Annotated in this window: 21 protein-coding genes, 1 other RNA gene, 1 pseudogene and 1 other annotated feature; of the genes and pseudogenes, 15 read left to right on the top strand and 8 right to left on the bottom strand. The window is 38.2% G+C overall.

The annotated features are described in order from the left end of the window. Positions 1-287: 287 nt before the first annotated feature. The 5 genes from rpsP to tyrA all read left to right on the top strand — a co-directional run bounded on the left by rpsP (position 288) and on the right by tyrA (position 3,647). Positions 288-536: a 30S ribosomal protein S16 gene (gene rpsP, locus I6F54_RS15605; protein WP_002962192.1), complete on the top strand. Its 249-nt coding sequence runs from the start codon at positions 288-290 to the stop codon at positions 534-536. Positions 537-553: 17 nt separating this feature from the next. Next, complete coding sequence (gene rimM, locus I6F54_RS15610; protein ID WP_010554631.1) at positions 554-1,090, top strand: ribosome maturation factor RimM; 537 nt, start codon at positions 554-556, stop codon at positions 1,088-1,090. Continuing rightward, positions 1,090-1,857, top strand: a complete 768-nt coding sequence (gene trmD, locus I6F54_RS15615) for a tRNA (guanosine(37)-N1)-methyltransferase TrmD (protein ID WP_007581405.1) — start codon at positions 1,090-1,092, stop codon at positions 1,855-1,857. Before rimM ends, trmD begins: the two co-directional genes overlap by 1 nt. A 33-nt stretch (positions 1,858-1,890) precedes the next feature. Continuing rightward, the gene (gene rplS, locus I6F54_RS15620) at positions 1,891-2,250 is read left to right on the top strand and encodes a 50S ribosomal protein L19 (protein WP_007581406.1); all 360 of its coding nucleotides are present in this window, start codon (positions 1,891-1,893) and stop codon (positions 2,248-2,250) included. Positions 2,251-2,513: 263 nt separating this feature from the next. Next, positions 2,514-3,647: a bifunctional chorismate mutase/prephenate dehydrogenase gene (gene tyrA / locus I6F54_RS15625; RefSeq protein ID WP_165729153.1), complete on the top strand. Its 1,134-nt coding sequence runs from the start codon at positions 2,514-2,516 to the stop codon at positions 3,645-3,647. Positions 3,648-3,774: 127 nt separating this feature from the next. On the opposite strand, the gene I6F54_RS15630 is transcribed toward tyrA, so the two are convergent. Beyond that, complete coding sequence (locus I6F54_RS15630; protein ID WP_007581410.1) at positions 3,775-4,932, bottom strand: chorismate mutase; 1,158 nt, start codon at positions 4,930-4,932, stop codon at positions 3,775-3,777. 44 nt (positions 4,933-4,976) lie between these two features. Continuing rightward, positions 4,977-5,094 (bottom strand) — a sequence feature (Phe leader region). Positions 5,095-5,286: 192 nt separating this feature from the next. On the opposite strand from I6F54_RS15630, the gene I6F54_RS15635 reads away from it, so the two are divergent. Beyond that, positions 5,287-8,301: a bifunctional diguanylate cyclase/phosphodiesterase gene (locus I6F54_RS15635; protein WP_021032079.1), complete on the top strand. Its 3,015-nt coding sequence runs from the start codon at positions 5,287-5,289 to the stop codon at positions 8,299-8,301. A 12-nt stretch (positions 8,302-8,313) separates the two neighbouring features. On the opposite strand, the gene I6F54_RS15640 is transcribed toward I6F54_RS15635, so the two are convergent. After that, complete coding sequence (locus tag I6F54_RS15640; protein ID WP_007581414.1) at positions 8,314-8,643, bottom strand: translation initiation factor; 330 nt, start codon at positions 8,641-8,643, stop codon at positions 8,314-8,316. Between the two features lie 135 nt (positions 8,644-8,778). On the opposite strand from I6F54_RS15640, the gene I6F54_RS15645 reads away from it, so the two are divergent. The 4 genes from I6F54_RS15645 to I6F54_RS15660 all read left to right on the top strand — a co-directional run bounded on the left by I6F54_RS15645 (position 8,779) and on the right by I6F54_RS15660 (position 12,720). Then, positions 8,779-9,084 carry an STAS domain-containing protein gene (locus tag I6F54_RS15645; RefSeq protein WP_002962948.1) on the top strand — a complete coding sequence of 102 codons (306 nt, stop codon included), beginning with the start codon at positions 8,779-8,781 and terminating at the stop codon, positions 9,082-9,084. Next, a complete protein-coding gene (locus I6F54_RS15650; protein ID WP_197142205.1) occupies positions 9,084-10,733 on the top strand; it encodes a SpoIIE family protein phosphatase in 1,650 nt (549 codons plus the stop codon). The genes I6F54_RS15645 and I6F54_RS15650 overlap by 1 nt, the downstream gene beginning before the upstream one ends. Positions 10,734-10,789: 56 nt before the next feature. Further along, a complete protein-coding gene (locus tag I6F54_RS15655) occupies positions 10,790-11,449 on the top strand; it encodes a GAF domain-containing protein (protein ID WP_197142213.1) in 660 nt (219 codons plus the stop codon). An 80-nt stretch (positions 11,450-11,529) separates the two neighbouring features. After that, positions 11,530-12,720: an amino acid aminotransferase gene (locus I6F54_RS15660; RefSeq protein ID WP_197142214.1), complete on the top strand. Its 1,191-nt coding sequence runs from the start codon at positions 11,530-11,532 to the stop codon at positions 12,718-12,720. An 84-nt stretch (positions 12,721-12,804) separates the two neighbouring features. On the opposite strand, the gene I6F54_RS15665 is transcribed toward I6F54_RS15660, so the two are convergent. Continuing rightward, positions 12,805-14,007 carry an aromatic amino acid transport family protein gene (locus I6F54_RS15665; RefSeq protein ID WP_197142216.1) on the bottom strand — a complete coding sequence of 401 codons (1,203 nt, stop codon included), beginning with the start codon at positions 14,005-14,007 and terminating at the stop codon, positions 12,805-12,807. A 215-nt stretch (positions 14,008-14,222) separates the two neighbouring features. Between I6F54_RS15665 and I6F54_RS15670 the strand changes: the two genes are divergently transcribed. After that, positions 14,223-15,104, top strand: coding sequence for a DMT family transporter (locus I6F54_RS15670; RefSeq protein WP_165729159.1), 882 nt, complete (start codon positions 14,223-14,225; stop codon positions 15,102-15,104). 16 nt (positions 15,105-15,120) lie between these two features. On the opposite strand, the gene I6F54_RS15675 is transcribed toward I6F54_RS15670, so the two are convergent. Next, positions 15,121-15,999: a flagellar protein MotY gene (locus I6F54_RS15675; protein WP_007581990.1), complete on the bottom strand. Its 879-nt coding sequence runs from the start codon at positions 15,997-15,999 to the stop codon at positions 15,121-15,123. A 202-nt stretch (positions 16,000-16,201) separates the two neighbouring features. Here I6F54_RS15675 and rnt point away from each other — a divergent pair, with 202 nt between their 5' ends. Continuing rightward, entirely contained in the window at positions 16,202-16,900 is a 699-nt protein-coding gene (gene rnt / locus I6F54_RS15680) for a ribonuclease T (protein WP_197142219.1), read from the top strand. On the opposite strand, the gene I6F54_RS15685 is transcribed toward rnt, so the two are convergent. Further along, the gene (locus tag I6F54_RS15685; RefSeq protein WP_197142221.1) at positions 16,884-18,509 is read right to left on the bottom strand and encodes a DUF342 domain-containing protein; all 1,626 of its coding nucleotides are present in this window, start codon (positions 18,507-18,509) and stop codon (positions 16,884-16,886) included. The genes rnt and I6F54_RS15685 overlap by 17 nt on opposite strands. 264 nt (positions 18,510-18,773) lie before the next feature. Here I6F54_RS15685 and ssrA point away from each other — a divergent pair. The 3 genes and pseudogenes from ssrA to I6F54_RS15700 all read left to right on the top strand — a co-directional run bounded on the left by ssrA (position 18,774) and on the right by I6F54_RS15700 (position 20,200). Further along, positions 18,774-19,130: a transfer-messenger RNA gene (gene ssrA / locus I6F54_RS15690) on the top strand. A 180-nt stretch (positions 19,131-19,310) separates the two neighbouring features. After that, positions 19,311-19,502 (top strand): annotated as a pseudogene (locus tag I6F54_RS15695) (tyrosine-type recombinase/integrase); the annotation flags it as partial. Beyond that, positions 19,499-20,200: a hypothetical protein gene (locus I6F54_RS15700; protein ID WP_165729162.1), complete on the top strand. Its 702-nt coding sequence runs from the start codon at positions 19,499-19,501 to the stop codon at positions 20,198-20,200. The pseudogene I6F54_RS15695 and the gene I6F54_RS15700, both read left to right, overlap by 4 nt. Positions 20,201-20,577: 377 nt before the next feature. On the opposite strand, the gene I6F54_RS15705 is transcribed toward I6F54_RS15700, so the two are convergent. The 3 genes from I6F54_RS15705 to I6F54_RS15715 all read right to left on the bottom strand — a co-directional run bounded on the left by I6F54_RS15705 (position 20,578) and on the right by I6F54_RS15715 (position 23,162). Then, positions 20,578-21,669: a hypothetical protein gene (locus tag I6F54_RS15705; RefSeq protein WP_331461809.1), complete on the bottom strand. Its 1,092-nt coding sequence runs from the start codon at positions 21,667-21,669 to the stop codon at positions 20,578-20,580. Positions 21,670-21,825: 156 nt separating this feature from the next. Continuing rightward, positions 21,826-22,122, bottom strand: a complete 297-nt coding sequence (locus I6F54_RS15710; protein ID WP_007581994.1) for a hypothetical protein — start codon at positions 22,120-22,122, stop codon at positions 21,826-21,828. Between the two features lie 35 nt (positions 22,123-22,157). Next, entirely contained in the window at positions 22,158-23,162 is a 1,005-nt protein-coding gene (locus I6F54_RS15715) for a YHYH protein (RefSeq protein WP_197142225.1), read from the bottom strand. Positions 23,163-23,302 lie beyond the last annotated feature (140 nt).

Raw genomic sequence — 23,302 nt, forward strand, 5'->3', positions numbered from 1 at the left:
AGTTAGTTTCCTAACTACGGATTTTGCATGATCGTTTGGATCGGTCAACCGGTCATTTTCTTAACTGATCGGCATTAAGCAAATAGCTCCTTTTTTGTTGAATAAATTATGCATGTAATACACCTTTAACTCTTATTTGTCGTTGAGATCACGGTTTAACCTACTAAACTGCCTTTTTGGTTCACTTCTTACTTGCGTTATTGCCAAAAACTCGTACAATTCCCCAGCTCCCCATTCTGGGGAGTAAATCTTATTAATGAAAACAGTCAATCTTTATAGAGGACGGTATGGTAACTATTCGTTTGCAACGTGGTGGCGCTAAAAAACGCCCTTTCTATCAAATTGTGGTTGCGGATAGCCGTTTCTCGCGTGACGGTCGCTTCATCGAGAAAGTAGGCTTTTTTAACCCAATTGCTTCAGGTCAAGAAGAAAAAATTCGTTTAGATTTACCACGTGTTGAACACTGGGTAGGTCAGGGCGCATCTCTTTCAGATCGCGTAGCTAAGTTAGTAAAAGACGCTCGTAAAGCGGCTTAATAGGCGTAAGTGTAACCATGAGTCAAGAGAACACCTCATCAATAATTGTCGTAGGAAAGCTCGGTGCCCCATATGGTATAAAGGGCTGGCTTAAGGTACATTCATTTACTGATGATCCCGTAGGGATCTTCGATTTCAGCCCGTGGTTGATAGGGCAGCAAGGTAAATGGCAGTCCTTAGAAGTGGTCGACTGGCGTCGCCACAACAAAGGCTTTATCGCTAAATTTGCGCAGGTAAACGACCGAGACGAAGCAATGGCTTATACCCATGCTGAAATCTCAATGGATGCAGCGCATTTACCAGAACTCCCGCAAGGTGAGTTCTATTGGCGAGATCTCATTGGCATGTCTGTTGTAACCGATAAAGGTTATAGCTTAGGCATTGTTGATGACCTGATGGAGACAGGGTCAAATGACGTACTGGTTGTTAAAGCAAACAGTAAAGACGCATTTGGTCAAGCTGAGCGTTTGATTCCTTTTTTAACTGATTCAGTTATTAAAGAAGTTAAATACGACGCAAGAGAAATTACCGTAGACTGGGATCCTGGTTTTTAATGACGCAAACTAGTTCATTATGGGTAGGGGTGATAAGCCTTTTTCCAGACATGTTTGACGCTATTACAGACCAAGGTGTTACCGGTCGCGCAGTAAAAAATGGCTTAATTGATTTTAACTGCTGGAATCCGCGAGACTACGCTTTAGATAAGCATAGAACCGTAGATGACCGTCCTTACGGGGGCGGACCTGGTATGTTAATGATGGTTGAGCCATTAAAAAAAGCGATTGCCGAAGCTAAAAAAGCAGCTGGTGATGGTGCTAAAGTAATTTATATGTCCCCGCAAGGGCGCAAACTTGATCAGCAAGGTGCTAGCGAACTCGCTAACTCTAAAAAACTGATTTTGATTGCCGGTCGCTATGAAGGTATAGATGAGAGAATAATAGAATCATATGTTGACGAAGAATGGTCAATTGGTGATTTTATTTTGAGTGGTGGTGAACTACCTGCCATGACATTAATTGACGCAGTAGCGCGATTAGTGCCAGGTGTGTTAGGTCATAACCAGTCAGCGGAACAAGATTCATTTTCGGATGGCTTGTTAGATTGTCCACACTATACACGACCAGAAACATTGGACGACAAACAGGTTCCTGCTGTATTACTCAGTGGTAACCACCAAGAGATAGCAAAATGGCGGCTTATGCAGTCATTAGGCAGAACTTGGTTACGACGTCCTGACTTGTTGCATAACCTAGCTCTGACTGAGGAGCAAGCGGTATTACTCGCGAAATTTCAGCAAGAGTACCAAAAAGCTTGTGGCTAGAAGACAGTTACACCTAGGAAAGTGAGAAACATAATGGCAAAAGTAAACCAAAATATTATTAAAGCGCTTGAAGATGAGCAGCTTAAAACAGACGTACCTGCATTTGGCCCTGGTGATACAGTGGTTGTACAGGTAAAAGTAAAAGAAGGTGCTAAAGAGCGTCTACAGGCCTTTGAAGGTGTTGTAATCGCTAAGCGTAATCGTGGTCTTCACTCAGCATTCACAGTTCGTAAAATCTCGAACGGTGAAGGCGTTGAGCGTGTATTCCAAACGCACAGCCCTCTTATTGATAGCGTAACAGTTAAGCGTCGCGGTGCAGTTCGCCGTGCTAAGCTTTACTATCTACGTGAGCGTTCTGGTAAATCTGCACGTATTAGAGAAAAACTTAACTAATACGCGCTGTTTATCAACGCAAAAAAACGGGTTGCATCCTTCGGGTTGCAACCCGTTTTGGTTTTAGAATATTATTTTCTCAATTCTCAATTCTCAATTCTCAATTCTCAATTCTCAATTCTCAATTCTCAATTCCTCATTAGTAAAATTTCCTCTTTAGCCTTTTCTCAGTTAGCTGATCCTGTTAGTATTTATCGTATTGATTAGTTTACTTTTATGTAAATTTATATTTACGTTATTTGGTTTTTTAAGGTGGGACGAACGTGGCTGACATAAGTGATTTAGCACAGCTAAGAGAAGGTATAGATGAATGCGATGCACAACTTGTTGCTTTACTCGCTAAACGTAATGGTATTACGCAAAAAATTGGTGAGATAAAACAACAAACAGGCGCGCCTTTACATGCACCTGTCCGTGAAGCAGAGCTATTAGCGGCAAGACGACAAGAAGCAATAAATCAAAATGTAAGCCCAGATCTCGTTGAAGATATACTAAGACGCATGATGCGAGAAGCCTATCAAAACCAACAAGCAAAACTTGCATGCGCAGCGCCAGAGCTTTCGCCAATTGTGATTGTGGGTGGTCAAGGTGCCATGGGCCAGTTATTTGCACAGCAGTTTATTCGCTCAGGTTACGAAGTTAAAATTTTAGATAAAGATCAGCAAAACGATGCTAAAAGTATTTTAAAAGGTGCCAAGCTGGTAATGATTAGCGTACCTATTAATGCATTGGACGCTGTCGTTGCTAAGTTACCTAAACTAGATGAAGACTGTTTACTAGTTGATATTACATCGGTAAAGCAATCGCCTATTAAAGCACTAAAAGCTGCGCACAGTGGCCCTGTGGTTGGTTTACATCCTATGTTTGGGCCTGATATATCACACTGGGTAAAACAAACAGTTGTTGTATGTGAAGGGCGAGAACACCAAGCGGCAAAAGGTTTGTTACAGCAGTTACAAGTATGGGGTTGTCAGCTTGTTGAGCTTGATGCTAAAAAGCATGATGAAGCAATGCAAATTATTCAGGTAATGCGCCATTTAACGACATTTGTGTACGGACAATTTCTAGCAAAACAAAGTCATACACTAGAAGAATTACGTAGCTGCTCGTCACCTATATATCAATTAGAACTGATGATGGTAGGGCGTTTATTTGCGCAGTCGCCTGAGCTTTACTCAGATATTATGCTAGCACAATTTGATGATGTAGAAACCTTACTTGCACAGTACCAAGATACCTTCGCAAGTACATTAGCAAAATTAAAAGCGGGAGATAAAGCAGCGCTTATTGATTCTTTTGCTGAGGCTAAAGTTTACTTTTCTGACTCGACAGAACACTTTTTAACGCAAAGCAGGAGCTTATTAAATAAAGCGAATGATTCAAAAGTTTTAGATTAATATTTGTTATACCGTTTGCTTAAGTATGGGGATTTAATTCGTTAAATTGCTAAAATATTTATGCAGACTGGTACTAGTTAACGAAAAAGGGCCGATATCGGCCCTTTTTGATTTGTAAAATTGCTTATTAAGTATTTACGCTTACTGCCTGTAGTGACTCGCTTTGGTAGCATCCTAAAATACGTACATATTGGGTGTGCTCTTTAAGTTCTTCTAGCGCTTCTTTTACTTGGCTTTCAGCTAAGTTTGCTTCTAGGTCAACATAAAAAACTTCTTCCCACGGATTGCCCGGAGTAGGGCGAGATTCAAGTTTTACTAAATTAATCTTATGCTGCTTAAAAATCATTAACGCATCGGCTAGTGAGCCCGCTTGTTGTTTTGTCGACATGATCAAACTAGTTTTAGTTGGAATTTGGTTAGACACTTGTAGAGGCTTACGTGCAACAACAATAAAGCGGCTATGGTTTTCGCTTTGATTAGCTAGGTTTGATTTAATAACCTCAAGCCCTACGTTTTTCCCCGCTTGTGCAGAGCCAATTGCAGCACTGTATGGTGTGTTCAGAGCTGATTGTAGCGCGCTTGATGTTGAGTCACATGTTTCGTGTTGTAAATCACCTAAGCCCTGTAAAAAGCGGCTGCACTGCGCAAATGGTTGTGGGTGTGCAAATATTTTTGTTAGTTGACTAAGTTCAGTATCGGGGTTGGCGAGTAAGCAATGCTCTACACTGTGAGTTACTTCTCCAACAATAGACACTTGCGCGTGCTGTAATAAGTCAAACACCTCGTTAATACTGCCAGAGCTTGTGTTTTCAATGGGTAATAAACCAAAATCAGCTTGGCCGTTTTCTACTTTACCTGTTATTTCGTCAAACGATGTACAGCCAATTTCAACTAATTTACCCGGGCGGCGGCTAAAATATTTATGGCATGCTAGTTGGCTATAAGAACCCTGACCACCTAAGTAAGTTACACGGTGTGTTTCACTAAGGGCATCTGGATTCAGATTTTTTTGTAACATTGCTTGTTGGTGTAAAACAGAGTCTTCCAAAATAGTTTGAAAAACATTATTCACGTAGTAAGCATCTAAACCTAGTGATTTACCATAACCAATCAGTTTCTCTAAAAGTGCGAGTTCACGTGCTTCATCGCGAATTGGCTTGTTGTTAGCAATTTTATACTCAACCACACCGTGGCTAATACGACGACGTTTAGCTAATAACACGAGTAAATCGGAGTCTATTTCATTTATATCGTGTCTTAGTGCATTTAATACATCATTTGTCATTTTGGTATCCTCATTCCAAAAGTAGGCTGTTATTACACAGCAAAAACAAAAAAGCCTCCCGGTTGGGAGGCTTTACTATTCGATTGATTTTATCTCACAAACAGGGAAGCCTCTTCTATATAAAGAAGCTAAAAAACGAAAAAAAAGTGCGAGAGATAAATATATTCATACAGTTAATGTATGGAGAGTTGCTAACAATGTCAATAAAGATCTAAATAAGCTTAGAGTACTATTTATTTCCCTATATTAGTTTTTATAGAAAGTTTACAAATAATTTATAAATATGAATGCGGATCTGGTATATTTCGTTAACTGGTTCAAATAATAACAATTATTAATAATTAAGGTTGACCCGTGGTTTACAGACGCCCTCCATCGCGTTTTGGATTGAATTCTTTAAGTGTAAAACTATCGCTACTCATATCCGCTATTTGCTTAATAGCTGGGGTATGTGCGGCTGCCTTAATGCTTAAATCTGAAGAGAAACAACTCGTTTTTGAAGAACACGAAGTTTTAAAAAGCTCGACAGATTTATTAGTGAAGCAATTTAATGAGCGCATTAAAACAAAAGTAAATATTGCTCAGCAAGCTAATAACGTAGTAACACAACAACTTTTTCAACCCAATTCACCAATTAATTTAAGCAATAAATCACAGTTACAATTTAATAGTGACGGTACGATTCGAAGTGCCTCTGCTGATGGTTTATCAGCAGCATTTTTACCACAGCAAAATTACTCTCCTTTTTATAAACGCCTATTTAATGATTCTGAGATGCTGTGGCGTATAATTTCTCCTACACTGGTACACGACTTTTTTAACTTTTATCTAATAACAGATGATGATTTTATTCGTGTTTCTCCTCCAAATTGGGCATTAAACGCACCTGCCGACTTTAGAGCAACGAATGGCTCAACCTATAAATCGATTAAAAGCACGCTTGAAACAGTAAGAGAGCCTGCATGGTCAAAAGTCTATTACGATACAGTATGGCGCAAATGGGTTATTAGCTTACTAGTGCCAGTTTATGTCGATAATGAGTTTTTAGGTGTGACGGGGAGCGATATTTCCCTCAACAAACTTATTTCGTTTTTACCTGTTGGTGATAAAGAAAAACACCTACTTGTGTTTGATAGTAAAGGGCAATTGTTAGCACACCCAGATCTAAATCCGACCTTACTAGCCGACTATGGTAGTGATAATAAAGCACTCGCTACTAATGAATTTGTAAACCCAGCGCTGCAGTCGATTATTGACGATGTAATTGCGGTGAAGTTACCTGAATACGCAAATTCGTTTGAAAAAAATGACGAAGCTCATATTATCAATATTCGTAAGATTGATGACTTAGATTGGTACATAGGGGTATATAAAAAGCGTTCATCTACGTTATCTGCATTACAAGATTTAAAACTGAAGTTTTTTGGTCTCTTTATTTTATACGCAATATTAGTTGCCTTATTGCTGCATCAAGCGCTTTATCAACTAGTCCTTCGCCGTTTACATACTTTGGTTTATGCAGTTACAAGTTTTGGCAAAGGTCAATTAACTACAGAATTCCCACCAGAAAACAAAGACGAAATTGGCACGCTTAATGGCTCATTTAGAGACATGACGGTAGAAATTCGCAAACTTATCGATGGCTTAAACCAGAGAATTACAGAAAAAGAAATTGCTGAAAAAGCAGCTAACCGTTTATCTAAAGCGGTAGCATTCTCGGGCACTGGTGTTGTGATCACCGATGAGAATTTTGTAATTGAATACGTAAATCCAAAAATGCTCGAAATGACAGGCTACCCAGAAAGTCATTTTAATAGAGCACCATTACTTAATATTATTGCCTCAGAAATGTCTATTTTAGTTGAAGATATAGACATAGATTTACGCAGCCGTAATTACTGGCGCGGTGATACATTAATTCAAGGCTTGAATAAAGAGCCAATTTGGGTGTCTTTAAGTGTTTCGCCAATTCGTGAAGAGGGCGGTGAAATAACCAGCTATGTAGCATCTGCACAAGATATTTCGTTTGTAAAAGAAAGCCAGCGTAAAATGGAGCAGCTTGCTTACTTTGACACCCTTACGGGCCTTGCCAACAGAACGTTTTTTAGAATGCAATTGCGTAAATCAATGGCATTAGCAGAACGTGGGCACTATGCATTTGCATTGTTTTACTTTGATTTAGACGAATTTAAACGTATTAACGATACATTAGGTCACGATGCCGGCGATCAATTATTAATTGAAGTGGCAAACAGACTTAAAAAACGTTTACGAGCCGAGGACACCATAGCGCGCTTAGGTGGTGATGAATTTGCAGTATTACTCAGTGGTATAGAAAGCCAAGCTCACGCGACTGATGTTGCCAATACAATTCAAAAAACACTGAATGTGCCTATAAAACTAGGTAGTAATGAAGTTATTGTGAGCGCGAGTATTGGTATTACAATGGCTCCGTACGATAGCCTAGAAGAAGATCAGTTATTAAAACATGCTGACTTAGCTATGTATGAGGCAAAAGCAAAAGGGCGTAATACATTCCATTTTTATAGCCAAGAATTGAACGCAGCTGCTAATGAGCGTTTATTTATTGAAAATGAGCTACGTATAGGACTAAAAGAAAAACAGTTTGTAGTTTACTACCAACCTCAAGTTGATAGTCGTACTCATCAGGTCATTGGCTATGAAGCGTTATTAAGATGGTTCCACCCAACTGAAGGCGCAATCCCTCCAGATAAATTTATTCCTATTGCAGAAGCGACAGGCCTTATAGTTGAATTAGGCGAATGGGTGCTTCAAGAGTCTTGTGATTTTGCCGTAAGATTAACAAAGCAAGGCTTAGAAAATAATATATCGATAAACTTATCGGCTCGCCAGTTCAAAGACTCAAGCTTAGTCTCAACACTGAGTAAAATGATAATTAGGACGGGTGTTTCGGCTAAGCGCCTTCACTTAGAGCTGACTGAAAGTATGCTAATGGGAAATGTAGAAGCTGCAATTACACAACTCCACGAGCTTAAAGCCTTAGGTATATCTATTTCTATTGATGATTTTGGTACTGGCTATTCGTCACTCAGTTACTTAAAACGATTCCCGGTTGATATATTGAAAATTGACCGTTCATTTGTAAAAGATATCCCTGAGGATACAAATGATATGGAAATTACTGCCGCTATTATTGCCATGGCGCAAAAGTTAAAGCTAGACGTGGTCGCAGAAGGGGTTGAGACAATAGAGCAGATGCAGTTTTTACAAAATAATAATTGCTTCATTGTACAAGGCTATTATTTTAGTAAACCAATTGCTGAGCACGAACTACCAAAATTGTATGAAAGGTTAAATGAACTCTCAAATAGCGAAGTAAGTAGTTAATAAAATTGCGGGTTAACCACCCGCAATTTTAACTTTAAATTTTAACGCTTCTAAAATGGCTTTTAGTTTATCGCGGTCATCACCTTGCACTTCAATAATGCCTTCTTTTACTGCGCCGCCTTGGCCCATTTTGCTTTTTATAGTTTTAGCTAACTTTTTCAAATCATGATCTTTTGGATCAATGCCTACAACTAACATTACGCCTTTGCCTTTACGTCCTTTTGTTTGACGCTCAATGCGAATAAAACCATCTTTAAAAAGCTTAGCTTCTAACTCTTTTTCTGGTTTTGGCTGGTCAATGCGCCCCGTACTTGTTGAATATACTAAGTGACTATCACTCATACCTTACCTTTATGGATAAAAATTAATTAAATATTGGCGTAAATGATAGCAAATTTGAAGTTGTGTGTTTTTCTTTTTGCTAAATACTTTTAACAGGTTATATTTAGTTCAAAGGAAATATTATTGGAGTTTAATATGAGTTTAACTAAGAATGAATCAGTCGATGGCACTACATTAACAATACAAATCAAAGGTAAATTTGACTTTAATTTAGTGCAATCTTTTCGCCAAGCTTATGCCCAAATGAGCGAAAAAACAGTAAAGGTTATTATCGATTTAAGAGAGACTGACTACATGGATAGCTCAGCACTTGGCATGTTACTTAACATGAAAAAAACAATTGATAGCCAAGTGAAAACTATCGAAATAAGCAATTGCCAACCACAGCTTAGAAAAATTCTACAAATTTCACGTTTTGATAAAAAGTTTGATATTAGCTAATGATACATGTGTTAATTGTAGATGATCAGGCGCTCAATCGCATTTTACTAAGTAAAATGCTTGAGCAAGAGGGTTATGAAATATCAGTGGCTTATAACGGGCTAGATGCACTTAATGTACTTAAAAGAGAGCAAATAGACGTTGTTTTACTTGATGTTTTAATGCCTGTAATGGATGGTTTTGAAGCTGCTGAAAAAATAAAGCAGCAGTATAGTGAAGTTTACTTACCGATTATTTTTATAACCTCCTTAGAAGATCAAGCAAGTTTTGAGCGCTGCCTCGAAGTGGGTGGCGATGACTTTATTCATAAACCATTTGAAAAAGTTATTCTGCATGCAAAAATTAAAGCACATATTCGCACCAGAGAGCTGAGTAAAAAAGCAAACCAACAAAAGAAATTGCTTGAATATCATCATAATCAAATTGAACGTGAACACGAAATAATTGAGCATATTTTTAATAACTCATTAGAAAACCAAGGTAAGTTTAAAGAGTATTTAGATTTTAATTTATCACCGGCCTCTATGTTTAACGGCGATATGTTTTTAGTAGCGCAAAGCCCAATCGGTAATTTGTATTGCATGTTGGGAGATTTTACGGGTCACGGCCTTGCAGCAGCTATTGGTGCATTACCAACTTCTCGTGTTTTTTATACTATGGTACAAAAAGGCATGGCGGTTAACGATATTGCCTGTGAGCTAAATACACTACTGTACAACCTACTACCTGGGCATATGTTTTGTGCTGCAACCATTATAGAGCTTAGTGCATCAGGTAAAAGTGTTTCTGCATGGATGGGCGGCTTACCCGATGCCTACCTAATAGATAAAGACGGTAATGTAAAACAAACATTAGAATCACAGCATATGGCGCTAGGGATTTTAGATGAACAAGAATTTGAATATGAAGTTATTCATTTTGAAACAAATAGTAATACTCGCCTTGTATTAGCGACCGACGGAATTATAGAAACAGCAAACAAAAAAGATATATTTTTTGGGGAAGAACGTTTTTTGCAAACCTTAAAAAGTAAGTCGATGATTAGTAGTGAAGATATAGTTGCTAACGTTACTGAGTTTGCAGATGGTACTAAACAACAAGACGATTTAAGCATTGTTTTACTAAACTGCCTGCCTTTAATTCCTGAGGAGCAAGAGCGAGAAGCATTTTCTACTTTAGCTTTTAATTTATCTTTGAGTTTAAACTCAGAACAAATAAAAAAAACAGACCCCGTTTACGACGTCGTTAATATTTTGAGCAGTGTTGAGGGATTAAATGCCCATCGTTCTAATATATTTTTACTGTTGTCTGAGGCTTATAATAACGCGCTTGATCATGGTGTATTAGGGCTTAACTCCGAAATTAAAAAACAAGAAGATGGTTTTTTTCGATATTACGAATTAAGAGAAGCAGCTCTGGCTAAACTTACCGATGCCATGATTATTATTGATATGCGCTATTGCCCCGACACACTCAGTTTATATTTTATTATTTGTGATTCAGGCCGAGGGTTTAGTAGTAAGCAAGATGAGTTGTCAAAGGTTAATAATGAATTTGGCAGAGGCGTGTCTTTATTAGAAGAAATAGCCGAAAAAGTTACTTATAACGCCAGTGGTAACCAAGTTGAAATGTGCTACAAGTTGAGCTAGCTCTGTAAAAATATCCATGCTATTATTCTCGAAACTTTAGATGTATGGATGGCCAAATGATTTCTTCTTACCTAAAACAAGCACAATTAAGTGCTAATCCTACTTTGATTGCAACAGAGCTTGAAAAGCTTGATCTGCATCTTACAAACTCAACTTTACCTGATGTGCGTTGGGAGTATCAAATACCTGAGCTTGGCGAGGGCGGAGCGTGTAGTTTATTTGGTTACTTACAAGATGAGCCATTCAAATTAACTGACTATCTTAAAGGTGATGAGCAAACACAACTTAAGTTAGCTAATTTACAAAGTATTGTAAGCTACATCGAACAGCAAACAGGCGTTGATTGGTATGGTATTTATCAATCAACTAATACAAGTGAAGGTAAGCAACTGTTAAAATTAGCTTATCATGGTGCGCCTAGTCGCCCGTTGTTTCCTTTAACGCAAGCATTTGCAGCAGGGAGTAATAACGTACAAGTTGCGCTATCTCATCAAGGTCGCATTATTAATAACGTTGAAGCGTATTTATCACAAGGCGGTGAATACTACACATGCGATCCTAAAGTTAAGTCAGAAACTTGTTTACCTTTATTCAACGCAAAAAATGAATGTGTTGGTATTGTAGATGCAGAAGCCTTTAAAAATGATTTTTTTGATGAAAAGACGCTTGCCGTTTTAATTGCATGTTGTATTAAAATTCCTCACTTTCTAGCGTAAATAACGCTAGTCAATATGATGTGCTTTTATGTTAAGCTTAGCTTAACAGCTAACCCCTAAATAACGATAAGAGATAGCCAATGTTCTCAGTATTAAAACCATTACCAACAGATCCTATTCTTGGCCTTATGGCGGCCTATAAACAAGATACAAACCCTAATAAAATTGATTTAGGTGTAGGTGTCTACAAAGATGAGCAAGGCAATACACCGGTTCTTAAAGCGGTAAAAAAAGCTGAAGCGTTTCGTCTTGAAAACGAAATGAGCAAATCTTATATTGGTTTAGCGGGTAATTTAGATTACTGCCAAAAAATGGAGCAGTTACTATTAGGCGAGCATCAAGCATTGCTAGCAAATCGCGTACGTACTGCGCAAGCGCCAGGTGGTACGGGTGCACTTCGTGTTGCAGCTGAATTTATTAAGCGTTGTAATACAGACGCGACTGTTTGGGTAACTAACCCAACATGGGCTAACCACATTAGCTTGTTTGAAGCTGCAGGCTTAACAGTAAAAGAATACCCATATTACGATTACGAAAATAAAGATTTACTGTTTGATGAAATGATCAACACACTTAAACAAGTGCCTAAAGGCGATGTGGTTTTACTACATGCATGTTGTCATAACCCAAGCGGTATGGATTTAAGCGAAACACAGTGGAACACGGTTGCTGAACTTGCAAAAGAAGTTGGCTTTACACCACTTGTTGATATTGCATACCAAGGCTTTGGTGCTTCACTTGAAGAAGATGCACGCGGCTTACGTATTTTAGCTGATGCAGTAGAAGAGCTAATTATTTGTTCTTCATGTTCTAAAAACTTTGGCTTATACCGCGAGCGTATTGGTGCATGTTCACTAATTGCAAAAGACAGCGCAGCAGCTGATATTTCAAACTCTGTAATGCTAAGCGTTGTGCGTAGTATTTACTCAATGCCGCCAGCGCATGGTGCCGATATTGTTAATACTATTTTAAGCAGTACTGAGCTTACACAATTGTGGCACTCTGAGCTTGATGAAATGCGTAGCCGCATAAATGGCTTACGTAGCTTAATTAAAGAAAGCTTAGCAACGAAAGATATTGCGCAAGACTTCTCATTTATTGAGCGCCAAAACGGTATGTTTTCTTTCTTAGGTATTAACAAAGAGCAAATTGCTCGCCTACAAAAAGAGTACGGCATTTACATTGTTGGCTCTAGCCGCGTAAATGTTGCAGGTGTTAGTCATTCAAATATTGAATACTTTTCAAATGCTGTAGCTGACGTTTTTAAATAAACGCAGTTAATATAAAAAACCGCACATCATTTCTAATGATGTGCGGTTTTTTATTATCTAAATTTAAACAATTAGCAGCAATCTTTAACCGATAGCAGGAATAAGCCCCGCCATTTGCATAAACTGCGCAGCAATAATAGTTATGCCACATATAGCTGCTATACCAAGCCCAACATTCCCGCTTTTAACTTGGTAGCCTGTTTTATTTGATGTTGTACGCTGTTTATAAACCATTGCTACAGGCAAAAATATTGCCAGGACGACAAGTGCTATCGCAGCGTACCCTAAAGCCATAATAAAGCCTTGAGGATAAAATAATGCAAAGCCAAGTGGCGGAATAAACGTAATTAAGGCCGTTTTAATTCGGTCTGTTTTATTGTCACCCTTTTTAAATGCATCAGCAAAAAAATCGAATAACCCTAAACTTACCCCTAAAAACGATGTCGCAAGTGCTAAATCAGCAAATAACTTAACGGCGGTTGCCACACTTGGGTTATGCGCAATACTAGCCACGCTAGATACAAACCCATTAAGACCTTGGCTGTTGAGTAAATCAGTTTGACTCATAATACCTTGGCTAAGTAGTTGCCAAAAAATATAAATAACTAAAGGTAGGGCGGCTCCAGCAATCATTACTTTGCGCAGTACTTTTATTTCTACACCAACATATTTAACAATAGAAGGGATAGAGCCATGAAAACCAAACGAAGTAAATATAACCGGTATAGCCGAAAGGATTAATCCTTGCTCTACGGGCATCTCTAATAAGTGTCTACCTTGTACATAAGGGGTAAGCATGTAAAACAAACTAGCTAATACAATAATTTTTATTGTAAATAACACTCTATTTAGTTTATCTACCTTGCTAGTGCCTAGTGTTACCACACTTGCAATAATAATAGCGAGGATCACAGAGCCAAACTGTGGGGCTATATCTACATCAAAGCCTATATTTATACGCGCTTGAAGTTGTGCACCACCACCTGCAATATAAGCAGCGCATAAAGCGTAAAATAAAAAAACCATCGAAAAATTCGCGATGTATTGTCCGCGTTTTCCAAGCCATAATTTAGCCAATGTATTTAATGTTGCATCGCGTGGTGCATATTGGTGTAGCTCTAACATGAGTAGTGCGGTGTAGGTCATTAATAACCAGCTAGCAATTATTAATGCAAGTGCAGTACTAAACCCAAGCCCAGCAGAGGCAATTGGCAATGCCAACATACCCGCACCAATAGTGGTGCCTGCAACAATTAACATGCTTCCAGTTGTTTTATTTTTAAGCACTTAATTACCTTAATTATTATTAATATTGATGCACCATATAACTAGTTGCTCAAATCTCAAATAGTTTTGTAATAAAAGAGCGGTATAAAAATGTAACTTACAATTTACAACTGTATTTATTAAGGGCTTTAGCGTTTAAAAAGTACAAAAACACGGTGGTGAGCGTATAATTTATTCTTTGTTTTATTCATTCATATAAAGCGTAAGGATGGCACGTGCCAGTTAAAGTATCGTATTTTTTAATGGTTCTTATATGGTCTACTACACCACTGGGTATAGTGTGGAGTAGTGACACTGTATCGCCAACACTTGCAGTGTTAATGCGGATGCTGGTGGGGTTATTGTTAGGCGGCTTAATTGTTGCTATTACAAATATTAGAGTGCCTTGGAGTAAAAACGCATGCCTACTTTACTTTTATTCGAGTATAGGTATTTTTGGTGGCATGTTACTAAGCTATATGGCAGCTAAAACAGTGCCTTCTGGTATTATTTCGCTTATGTTTGGCCTTGCACCTATTTTGTCGGGATTGCTTGCTCAACAGCTATTAAATGAGCCTAAATTTAGCCCGATTAAATTAGTTGCGTTAGCGTGCGCCTTAATTGGCTTATATTTTGTTAGTTATAACCAAGTACAAAACTCGCAAACTCAAGGGCTTGGGTTACTTTATGTGTTTATGGCGGTCTGCTTTTTTAGTTTAAGTGGTGTGATGATCAAGCGCGTACAGATTGCGATTCATCCAATGGCAACAACATTTGGTGCCTTAGTTTTTGTAACTCCACTCTTTTTTATTGCGTGGTGGTTATTAGACGGTGAATTGCATATACAAAACTGGAGTGCAAAATCATTGTGGGCTATTGGTTATCTAGGAATATTTGGATCTTTAGTAGGGGCTTTGGCGTATTTTCATGTACTGCAAAACCTAAATGCGAGTACGGTATCACTTACTACTCTTATAACTCCTAGCTTTGCGCTAGGTTTGGGAGCTTGGCTAAACAATGAGTCACTAAGCCAAGAGTTAATAATTGGTGCGGTTATTATTTTAATTAGTCTGGGCTTTTTTCAATTTGGTGATAAATTTTTAAAGCGAAAAAAGTAAACACAAATTAGCTTTACTACATTTTTTCTATTTGAATAATCAAACGACGGTTTTTGTCTCGGCTTAAAATATTATCGTTATTATCAACAAAACGTTTTTCACCTAAACCGGTTGTTTGTACTTTGGCTTCATCAACACCCAAGCTCACCATGTAATCTTTTATAGTTTTGGCGCGCTTGCGCGATAAATCTAAGTTATTCCAGCGTCCGCCATAGCTATCAGTGTATGAGTCAATACTAATGGACTCTATGCTTGCATCATTTTTTAAATACTCAGCAATTTTATCAAGACGTTGTTGCGACGATTTAGTTAATTTACTGCTGTTTGATTGATAGTTCATTACAGTAAACGAAATATCTTCAAAGCTGTACGGGAGTAGCTCATCACGGCATTGTAAAAAAGCCCAGTAAGCTTGTTTAAAGTTTACGCTCGATATACCAACGGCAATTTTATCGGCACTGTTTTGCCAGTCTTGATAATAAAAAGTAGGGTAGTAGCCTTTTTCAAGCTCGGTAAGCATTTCCCATGCGGTTTTATTGCCTAGCTCGCCATCAAACTTTTTAAGTAATTTCATGTTTGCAATATCGCGAGCGGGCAATCCTGCACGCCATGTAGGTGGCACTGCTTTTAAACCTGCAATTGCGTAGTTATCTGGGCGTACAACCATATCTAAATTAAATGTTAAGTTTTTATTTTTACTTGCTGAAGCTTTAAAAATAGCTTCGCCGTAATAAGGAACTTCATGATTTAATTGGCATTGTAAGCGCGTTGTTTTAACGACTTCCCAGTTGGAGTTGTCTTGGGTTGCTGTGTATTGGCGCATAGCAGCTTGCGAGTGAGTACTGTAAAGCACCGCACTTATACTAAGGCTAATAAATAACAACTTATACTTCATGGTGCTCTCCAGCTATCCGGGAATGCCAATAATTTGGCAAATTTATGACTGCAATGATTAGTTTGTTCTCTGTATAACTAACCTATAAGTTAAAGCAAGTTATGTGCCTACAATTTTAAAGCAATAAATACTTAAATCCCCTAGCCTAGGGGGCATCAATTTTGACATAATAGTCAGCTTACACGTATAAACAAAGAAGACTATGGCAAATACTGAGCAAACACCTTTCGCAAAACGCTTTCGTGGATTTTTTCCTGTTGTTATTGATGTTGAAACTGCAGGTTTTAACAAAGAAACAGACGCCTTACTAGAAATAGCAGCCTCTGTTTTAAAAATGGATGACGAAGGATTGCTCAGCATAGATCATACTGTTCATTTTCATGTTCAGCCATTCGAAGGCGCTAATATAGAACAAGCCGCCATCGACTTTAATGGTATAGACCCGTTTTCACCATTACGTGGCGCAGTACCTGAAGATGAAGTAATTAAAGAAATATGTAAAGTAGTACGCAAAGCGCAAAAGGCTGCTGGGTGCCAACGCTCAGTTATTGTGGCGCATAATGCCGCATTCGATCATGGCTTTTTAAATGCAGCAATAGAGCGTAATAACATTAAGCGTACGCCATTTCACCCGTTTGTAAGCTTCGATACAACGTCTTTAGCAGGTTTAGCGTTAGGGCAAACTGTATTAGCAAAAGCATGTAGAGCGGCTGGTATCGAGTTTGATAACAGCCAAGCGCATTCAGCGCTTTACGACACAGAACGTACAGCTGAGCTTTATTGTTTAATAGTAAACCGCTGGCAGCAATTAGGTGGTTGGCCATTAGCGCCGCTAGATGATTGCGACGCTGAAACTGAAACTGAAACAAAAAATGACGAAGACGCTAAAACGTCTGAGTAATTTTACCCTCAGTTAGCTTAACTAGGTGGGGCGGGTAAATACGCGAAAATTGTTTAGAATCTTTCGCTATTTTAAGCTCCACACCAGGGTGCATTAATTCGTTTACTTTTAAACGGCTACTGGCAAGTAATTGCGTTATTTTTTGCTTAATAAGTAGTTTTTGACGATTAATATGGGCAGAGCGTATTTTTATATGTTGTTCATTTTCAGTTATCTTATTCATGAATTGCTGGCGCTGAGCTGCCCCCGCAATTTTACTCGCTTTTTCACGAGCTTGTTGTAAAGCCGCTACTTTGGTTGCAAGTACTTTTTCAAAATCGGTTATTTGTGTTTGCTTTTGGCGAAGCTCAAACCAGAGCTGTGCTAAAAATACGCGCGTTTTAGTACCGGCTGGCGCGCCTAGTTCACCTGTTTCAATGCGCATAGCATCTAAAATATTACCGCCAATAATTTTACCTCGCGGGTCATTTGCTTTGCCTACACGTATTAATCGCCTAGCACTCAAATCACAATGCAGAGTTTGGCGTTCAATAAATAAATCTTGTTCGGATTTAATGTCGCAGTACTGGGCATAACCAATCGAAATAGTTCGCTGAGCGGTTATACAGCACGTAAATGCTTCCTCGCCTTCACGTTTTCGGCCAATTGCGCCAAGCATAATGGTTACCGCACTTTTACTTTCAACAGTTCCTGATTCTACAAAACCAAGTACCGTAATATCACCATTGGCTTTTACACGCATGCCGTCTTTAATATCGCCAGTAATAATTACGCTACCATCAAAATCAACATGGCCTGTACTTACATCTACGTTATCAAAGCATAAAACGTCATCTACACGCATACCACGGGGTAGGGCAACGGGCACACCTTTGCAGTCGGCAATAAGCATATTAGGATTATTAGGATCTACTTTTGTACCTTCGAAAGGCTGGAGTTGGTGATCTTTACCTGGTTTTGCACTAATTGAATCGCCAAATACCGTATAGCCTTCTTCTCCAGGGGTCGCTGCAATACGCTGCATTAAGGGAGTGCCAGGTTTTACGGTGATAATAGCGCCAAGGTTTTTCATATCAACCTTACCGCCTTCTTTAGCTTGTGGGCTGAGTACTCGGTCTTGAGCTGTTGAGCATAAACGCACAAATTTAGCATCGCTGCCTTCTTTTGGATTGCGCCCATGTGCAATTATGGCACTGTAAGAGCTTCCTGCTGGTTGCTCAAACTGCTGGCCTAAAAAGGTATCAAGCGCACGAGGACTTATTCCTTTTTTAACACCTGCATCAGCAAGTGCTTTTTGCGCGCCTTCCATAGACAAAAGTGCGCCACCTTTAGCGGTAGTTAATGTTGCTTCTGCGACCATATTTTTTTCATCAATATTAATGACAAGCGACGCATCTACAGCTTTAGCAACTACAAGCGATACTTCCTGATAATTTTTAGTTGGCGCAAAAAGCTTTCCAATATTGGCAATTACAACTTCGTACTCACTAAACTCAGATTGCTCTAGCATTTGCGTTAACTGAGTACTCGTAACAGGAAAACCACTATCAATAGGATGACTTACTAAAGAGACAAACCCTGTACTTTTATCAAATGAAAAAACCGACATTTATAAATTCCTTAAATTATGCCTGTTATTATTTTTATTTTTTTACAACTAAAGGTTTAGAAATGACAAAAACCTTAACTCCTTATTTGAACACAGGTTAAACACATTGTTAAGTAAATGTTTATATAGGCTTGCACAAACTAAATTTTGGTTACTTAATGCGCGATTGGCACATGCAATTAAAATAAAGCGTTACTAGGCCTTGAGTATCAGTACTTTACTCAGTTATACTGTTTGCACGCTCTGAATTGAGTTACTAATTCAGGGGCTGATTAGGATTCGACGGAATTCAAGAAGCCCAAGGTGCATGTCGAGGTGCGGTTTGCCTCGTTAAACAGCCGCAACCTAAAGTAATCGCAAACGACGATAACTACTCTCTAGCAGCTTAGGCTGGCTAGCGCTCCTTCCATGTATTCTTGTGGACTGGATTTTGGAGTGTCACCCTAACACCTGATCGCGACGGAAACCCTGGCCGGGGTTGAAGCGCTAAAACTAAGCGGCCTCGCCTTTATTTACCGTGTTTGTCCGGGACTTAAAGGTTAATTAAATGACAATACTAAACATGTAGTACCGACGGTCGAGGCTTTTCGGACGGGGGTTCAAATCCCCCCAGCTCCACCAATAAAGGTTTTTGAAATCGTTATTCGAAAACCATAAGAAACCCGCAAATTTGTTAATCCAAATTTGCGGGTTTTTTTATGCTTATAATTTAATTATTAATGATCGTTTAACGTTTGTAGCAACTAAGCTTTAGCTGTTATTTCAGCGTCTTACAGTACAGTAAATAAAACAGATATTAATCTGCCAAACGGGCAGTTTAGCCATGTATTAAGGCATACCTTTACGAGTCACTTTATGATGAACGCAGGTAATATTTTAGTCTTGCAACAAATACTGGGTCATGCAAAGATTGAACAAACTATGGTTTACGCTCATTTTGCGCCAAGCCATTTAGAGGATGCTATTAGATTAGGCCCAAGGATTTGTGGATGAGTGATGATAAAGTATTTATTAGGTACGAAAAAGAAATTGATGATTGCTATGATGAGCATGACCATTATTTAAAATATAGAAGTGGAATTGACGAGAGTGAGTTAAAAAATTCAGAAGCATCTGATAAAGCTATATTAACAATTTCAAGCGTAGCAATAGGTCTTTTGTTTAACTACAGTAAAAATTATAGTTCTATTGATAACCATATCAATAACTTATTATTGATATGTGGTTGGTTTTTTATAGCCGGCTCAATGACATTAGTAATAATTAGCATGTATTTTAGTGGGGTAATGCTATCAAGAAATAGAAAAAGAATTGACTCAATTTTAAGAGAAAGATCGAACTTGATTAGAAAATTATATGAATATGAAGAAGTCGGAAAAGAAAGCAATTTTAAAATAAAGAAAGTAAAATTAGATAAAATCAAATTTAAAGAACCAAAAGTTTTGGGTTTTTTTACAAGAATATTCCACTATAGTTCGCCAATTTTTTTGATTATAGGAATCTTATTAGTAGGAATCTACTTCGCGTTCAATTTAAGTGAATCTAGCAAAACAAATGGTCAAGTAAAACCTACATTAAACAAAGTTATAAATACAATTCATACTATTAATAAAGAGGAAGTAAATAATGGAAGAACAAGATCGGAGAATACAAACACCACCACCACCTCCTCCTCCAAGGAAACCAAATAAACAAAATAATCAAAAAGGAAATAGCAATGTCAGATAAAAGCCAAAATCCTGTTGAAAGAAGCAAAAGTAGTGTGCCACCACCACCACCACCAAGAATGCCGCCTCCTCGAAAAGAGAGTAAATAATTTGTCCAATTTATGTCGATAAATAAAAGTTAAAGTAAGTCTCGACTAGATTACAGTAGAATCTAATATCTCCTTTTTAACTAAATTTTTGTTTTTAATAGGTTGTTTTTCGATTTAACTTTGTGGACGGGGCTCCCCCCTCCCAGCTCCACCAATAAAGGTTTTCGAACTCGTTATTCGAAAACCATAAGAAGCCCGCAAATTTGTTAATCCAAATTTGCGGGTTTTTTTATGGAATTTATAAAATAAAGTTTAAGAATGTCTTATAGCGCGTAGCTTCATTTTTATTGCAATCACAAACAGGCTAAATAACGACAGCATACTTATTAACAACGTTAGGTTAAGTATGGGGTTACTTGGCTCATCGGTGGTGACAGGAGAGTTGTTTGTAGTTTGCGAGTTTTGATGTTGCCTAATATAGCTTTGGCTGATCCAATCTACCGCGTTTATCCATTGTACTTTGGCGGGATCAGTATTGTTTAGCATCCCTATTGCGTGCTTATCGTTATCTAAGCTTTTTGAAAGTTGTATCAGTTGCTGCCAAAATTCATTTTTAGGGCCTAGGTCGTCTATTTCTTGTAGGTGCTGTTGTAATTTATCACCCCCCATCGTTTTTATATCAGCTTGTCCTGTACTTTGCGCGTAGCTATTTATTAGTGATGAAAAGCGACTAAAGTACTCATTACTTTTTTGCTGTGTAGGGTTAGCTGTTTGATCGTTTGTTACTTTTTGTGTTGGTTGATTTAGGCTATTTTGATCAATCAAATATTGTTTATAGTTTTGGTAACTTAAGTTGTTTGTAGTTGTGTTATTTAGAGTGTCAAAGTTGTTTTTAAGTGCATTAACACTGATCACTACACCTACTAAGGTAATAATACAAAGTGCGCAATAGCAAAAGTACAATGCGCTTTTTAAAGTGTTACGCAGTAGTTTATATTTATTATAACTTTGCTTAATAGCTGCAGCTGTATTTGGGGCTTCGTCTGTATCTAGGCGTTCGTTTTGTATTGAGGTACTTTTGTCGTTAGTACTTTCACTAATGTGTTTATCTGTATTTTTACTGTGCTCAGTGAGTGCTATTTGATTATTTTGAGATTGAGAGATTACAGTAATGAGTTGAGGTTCTACTTTAGTAATCAAACCTAGCTTTTTAAGTGAGGATTCTGTTTTAACAGCATCAATACTCGATAAGTCTTTTTTTAAAGCGTAAGCTTTTCCATCAAATAACTGAATAACAATATTATGAGGAATATTAAGAAGTTGGCTGAGTTGTTCTTGGGCAGAGGTAAGGTCAGTATTTTGATATAACTGACCATTAAAAACAATTTTAAATGTAGCGCTCACGTTAGTACCTTGCTTGTGTAATTCCATTTTTGGAATTTTATTTTTATTATTTAATACACAAAGCTAACTTAACAGATAAAGGGTATGCTTTCTAATGATTTGCGATTAAAAAAGCCCTAACAAACAGCGTTAAGGCTTTGGCGTGTAGCTGTTACTTTATCGTTTAGCGAGTGATTTTACAGATTGCTTTTGATCACTTGCTGGTTGGGTTGCTTTGTCTATTAATGTTTCAAGTGGTTTATTTCGAACGCACATAAGTACTTTGTTCATTGCTTGGCATGTGCCTGTCGCTTTTTTATCATGGCTTGTGTAGCTGCAATCTTCATTAATGGCTTTTGCTTCACATGCTTCCCAAGGCGCGTTTGAACCGTGGCCTGCATGGCTTAGCGCTGAGCATGAGGCAGCAAGTAAAAAGCCAGTGGTTAGTGCTTTTATCACGTTAAATATTTTCATTAGTATCTCAGTTAATTATTTGGCCAGAATGCGAGTTATCTTGCGGTAGCACCTTTAAAACAACCAATAAACATGTTTTCAGATACATCGGCTGCATGGTAGTGGTAACCGCGTGTATCGTCGGTGTGGCCTCTACATTCGTCTAAATCAGTGGGTTCTAATCCATCTTCGTTAAGCATGCCAAATATACCAAATCCATCGAGTGCATAACCCATCATGGCGGCATGACCGTCTGATTGAATTTGTGTTTGGCTACAACCTGCTTCACCGTGGTAGTGATAGCCTGCTACTAAGTTAATATGGCCAGCGCAATCATCAAAGGCTGCAATAGTGTATGCGCCTAAAATAGCCTCAACAGGCGCGGGTGCAGCAAGTACAACACCATTGAGAGCAACACCTACATTGGCGTTACCAATACTGCTATTTTGAGTGGTTGCAACAGGCGTTATAGGAATTAAAAATGATTCTGATATACCGCCATCAACATAATCAATAGAGCATTCTACGCAGTGGTTTTGGTATTGTTCCTCTACGTTTGGGCGTGCAGCGCCATCACACGATTCTTGTGTGTCGGTTACATTTACAAGGCCTGTACCTTCGTCGTATAGCTGCCAATGACTATCGTTATATAATGTAGGTAGATTTAAAATAAAGTCTCCGGTTATATCGTAAACCTCACCGGTGCCATCAAACCAAATACCGGCTTCGTCTGCTGTTGAGGTGATATTTTGAGGGCAAAATACACCAATCTCGTAATTTGAAGGCGCACCTGCAATATCAATTTTGTAGCATGAGGCTTCATCACCATTACTTAGCGTACATGTTTGAGTGGTAATTGATGAAATGAGCGCATCGCTTTCAAAGTTAAAAGGGTCGACTTCTACAACAAAATCGGTTGAAGTATCTGTTGTAGTTCCCTCATCGGTGGTTGTTTCAGTTACAACGCTACTTTCAGTATCGCTACCGTTACAGGCAGTTAAACCCAGTGCAAGTATGCACACTGCAAGCGGTGTCAAAATTGGTGTGTTAAATCTTCTCATCAAAAATATCCGGTAATGAAGTTGAATGTATAATATTTGTTAAATGTGCAAACAAAGTGCAAAAACAATGCAACATTGTACATTGCCTCAGATTGGGGCTGATAATTTTGTAAATGCGCAATATTTTTTATTATTTAAAA

This window comes from Pseudoalteromonas sp. SWXJZ10B (assembly GCF_015864475.1).
In the GTDB taxonomy this organism is placed as follows: domain Bacteria; phylum Pseudomonadota; class Gammaproteobacteria; order Enterobacterales; family Alteromonadaceae; genus Pseudoalteromonas; species Pseudoalteromonas arctica.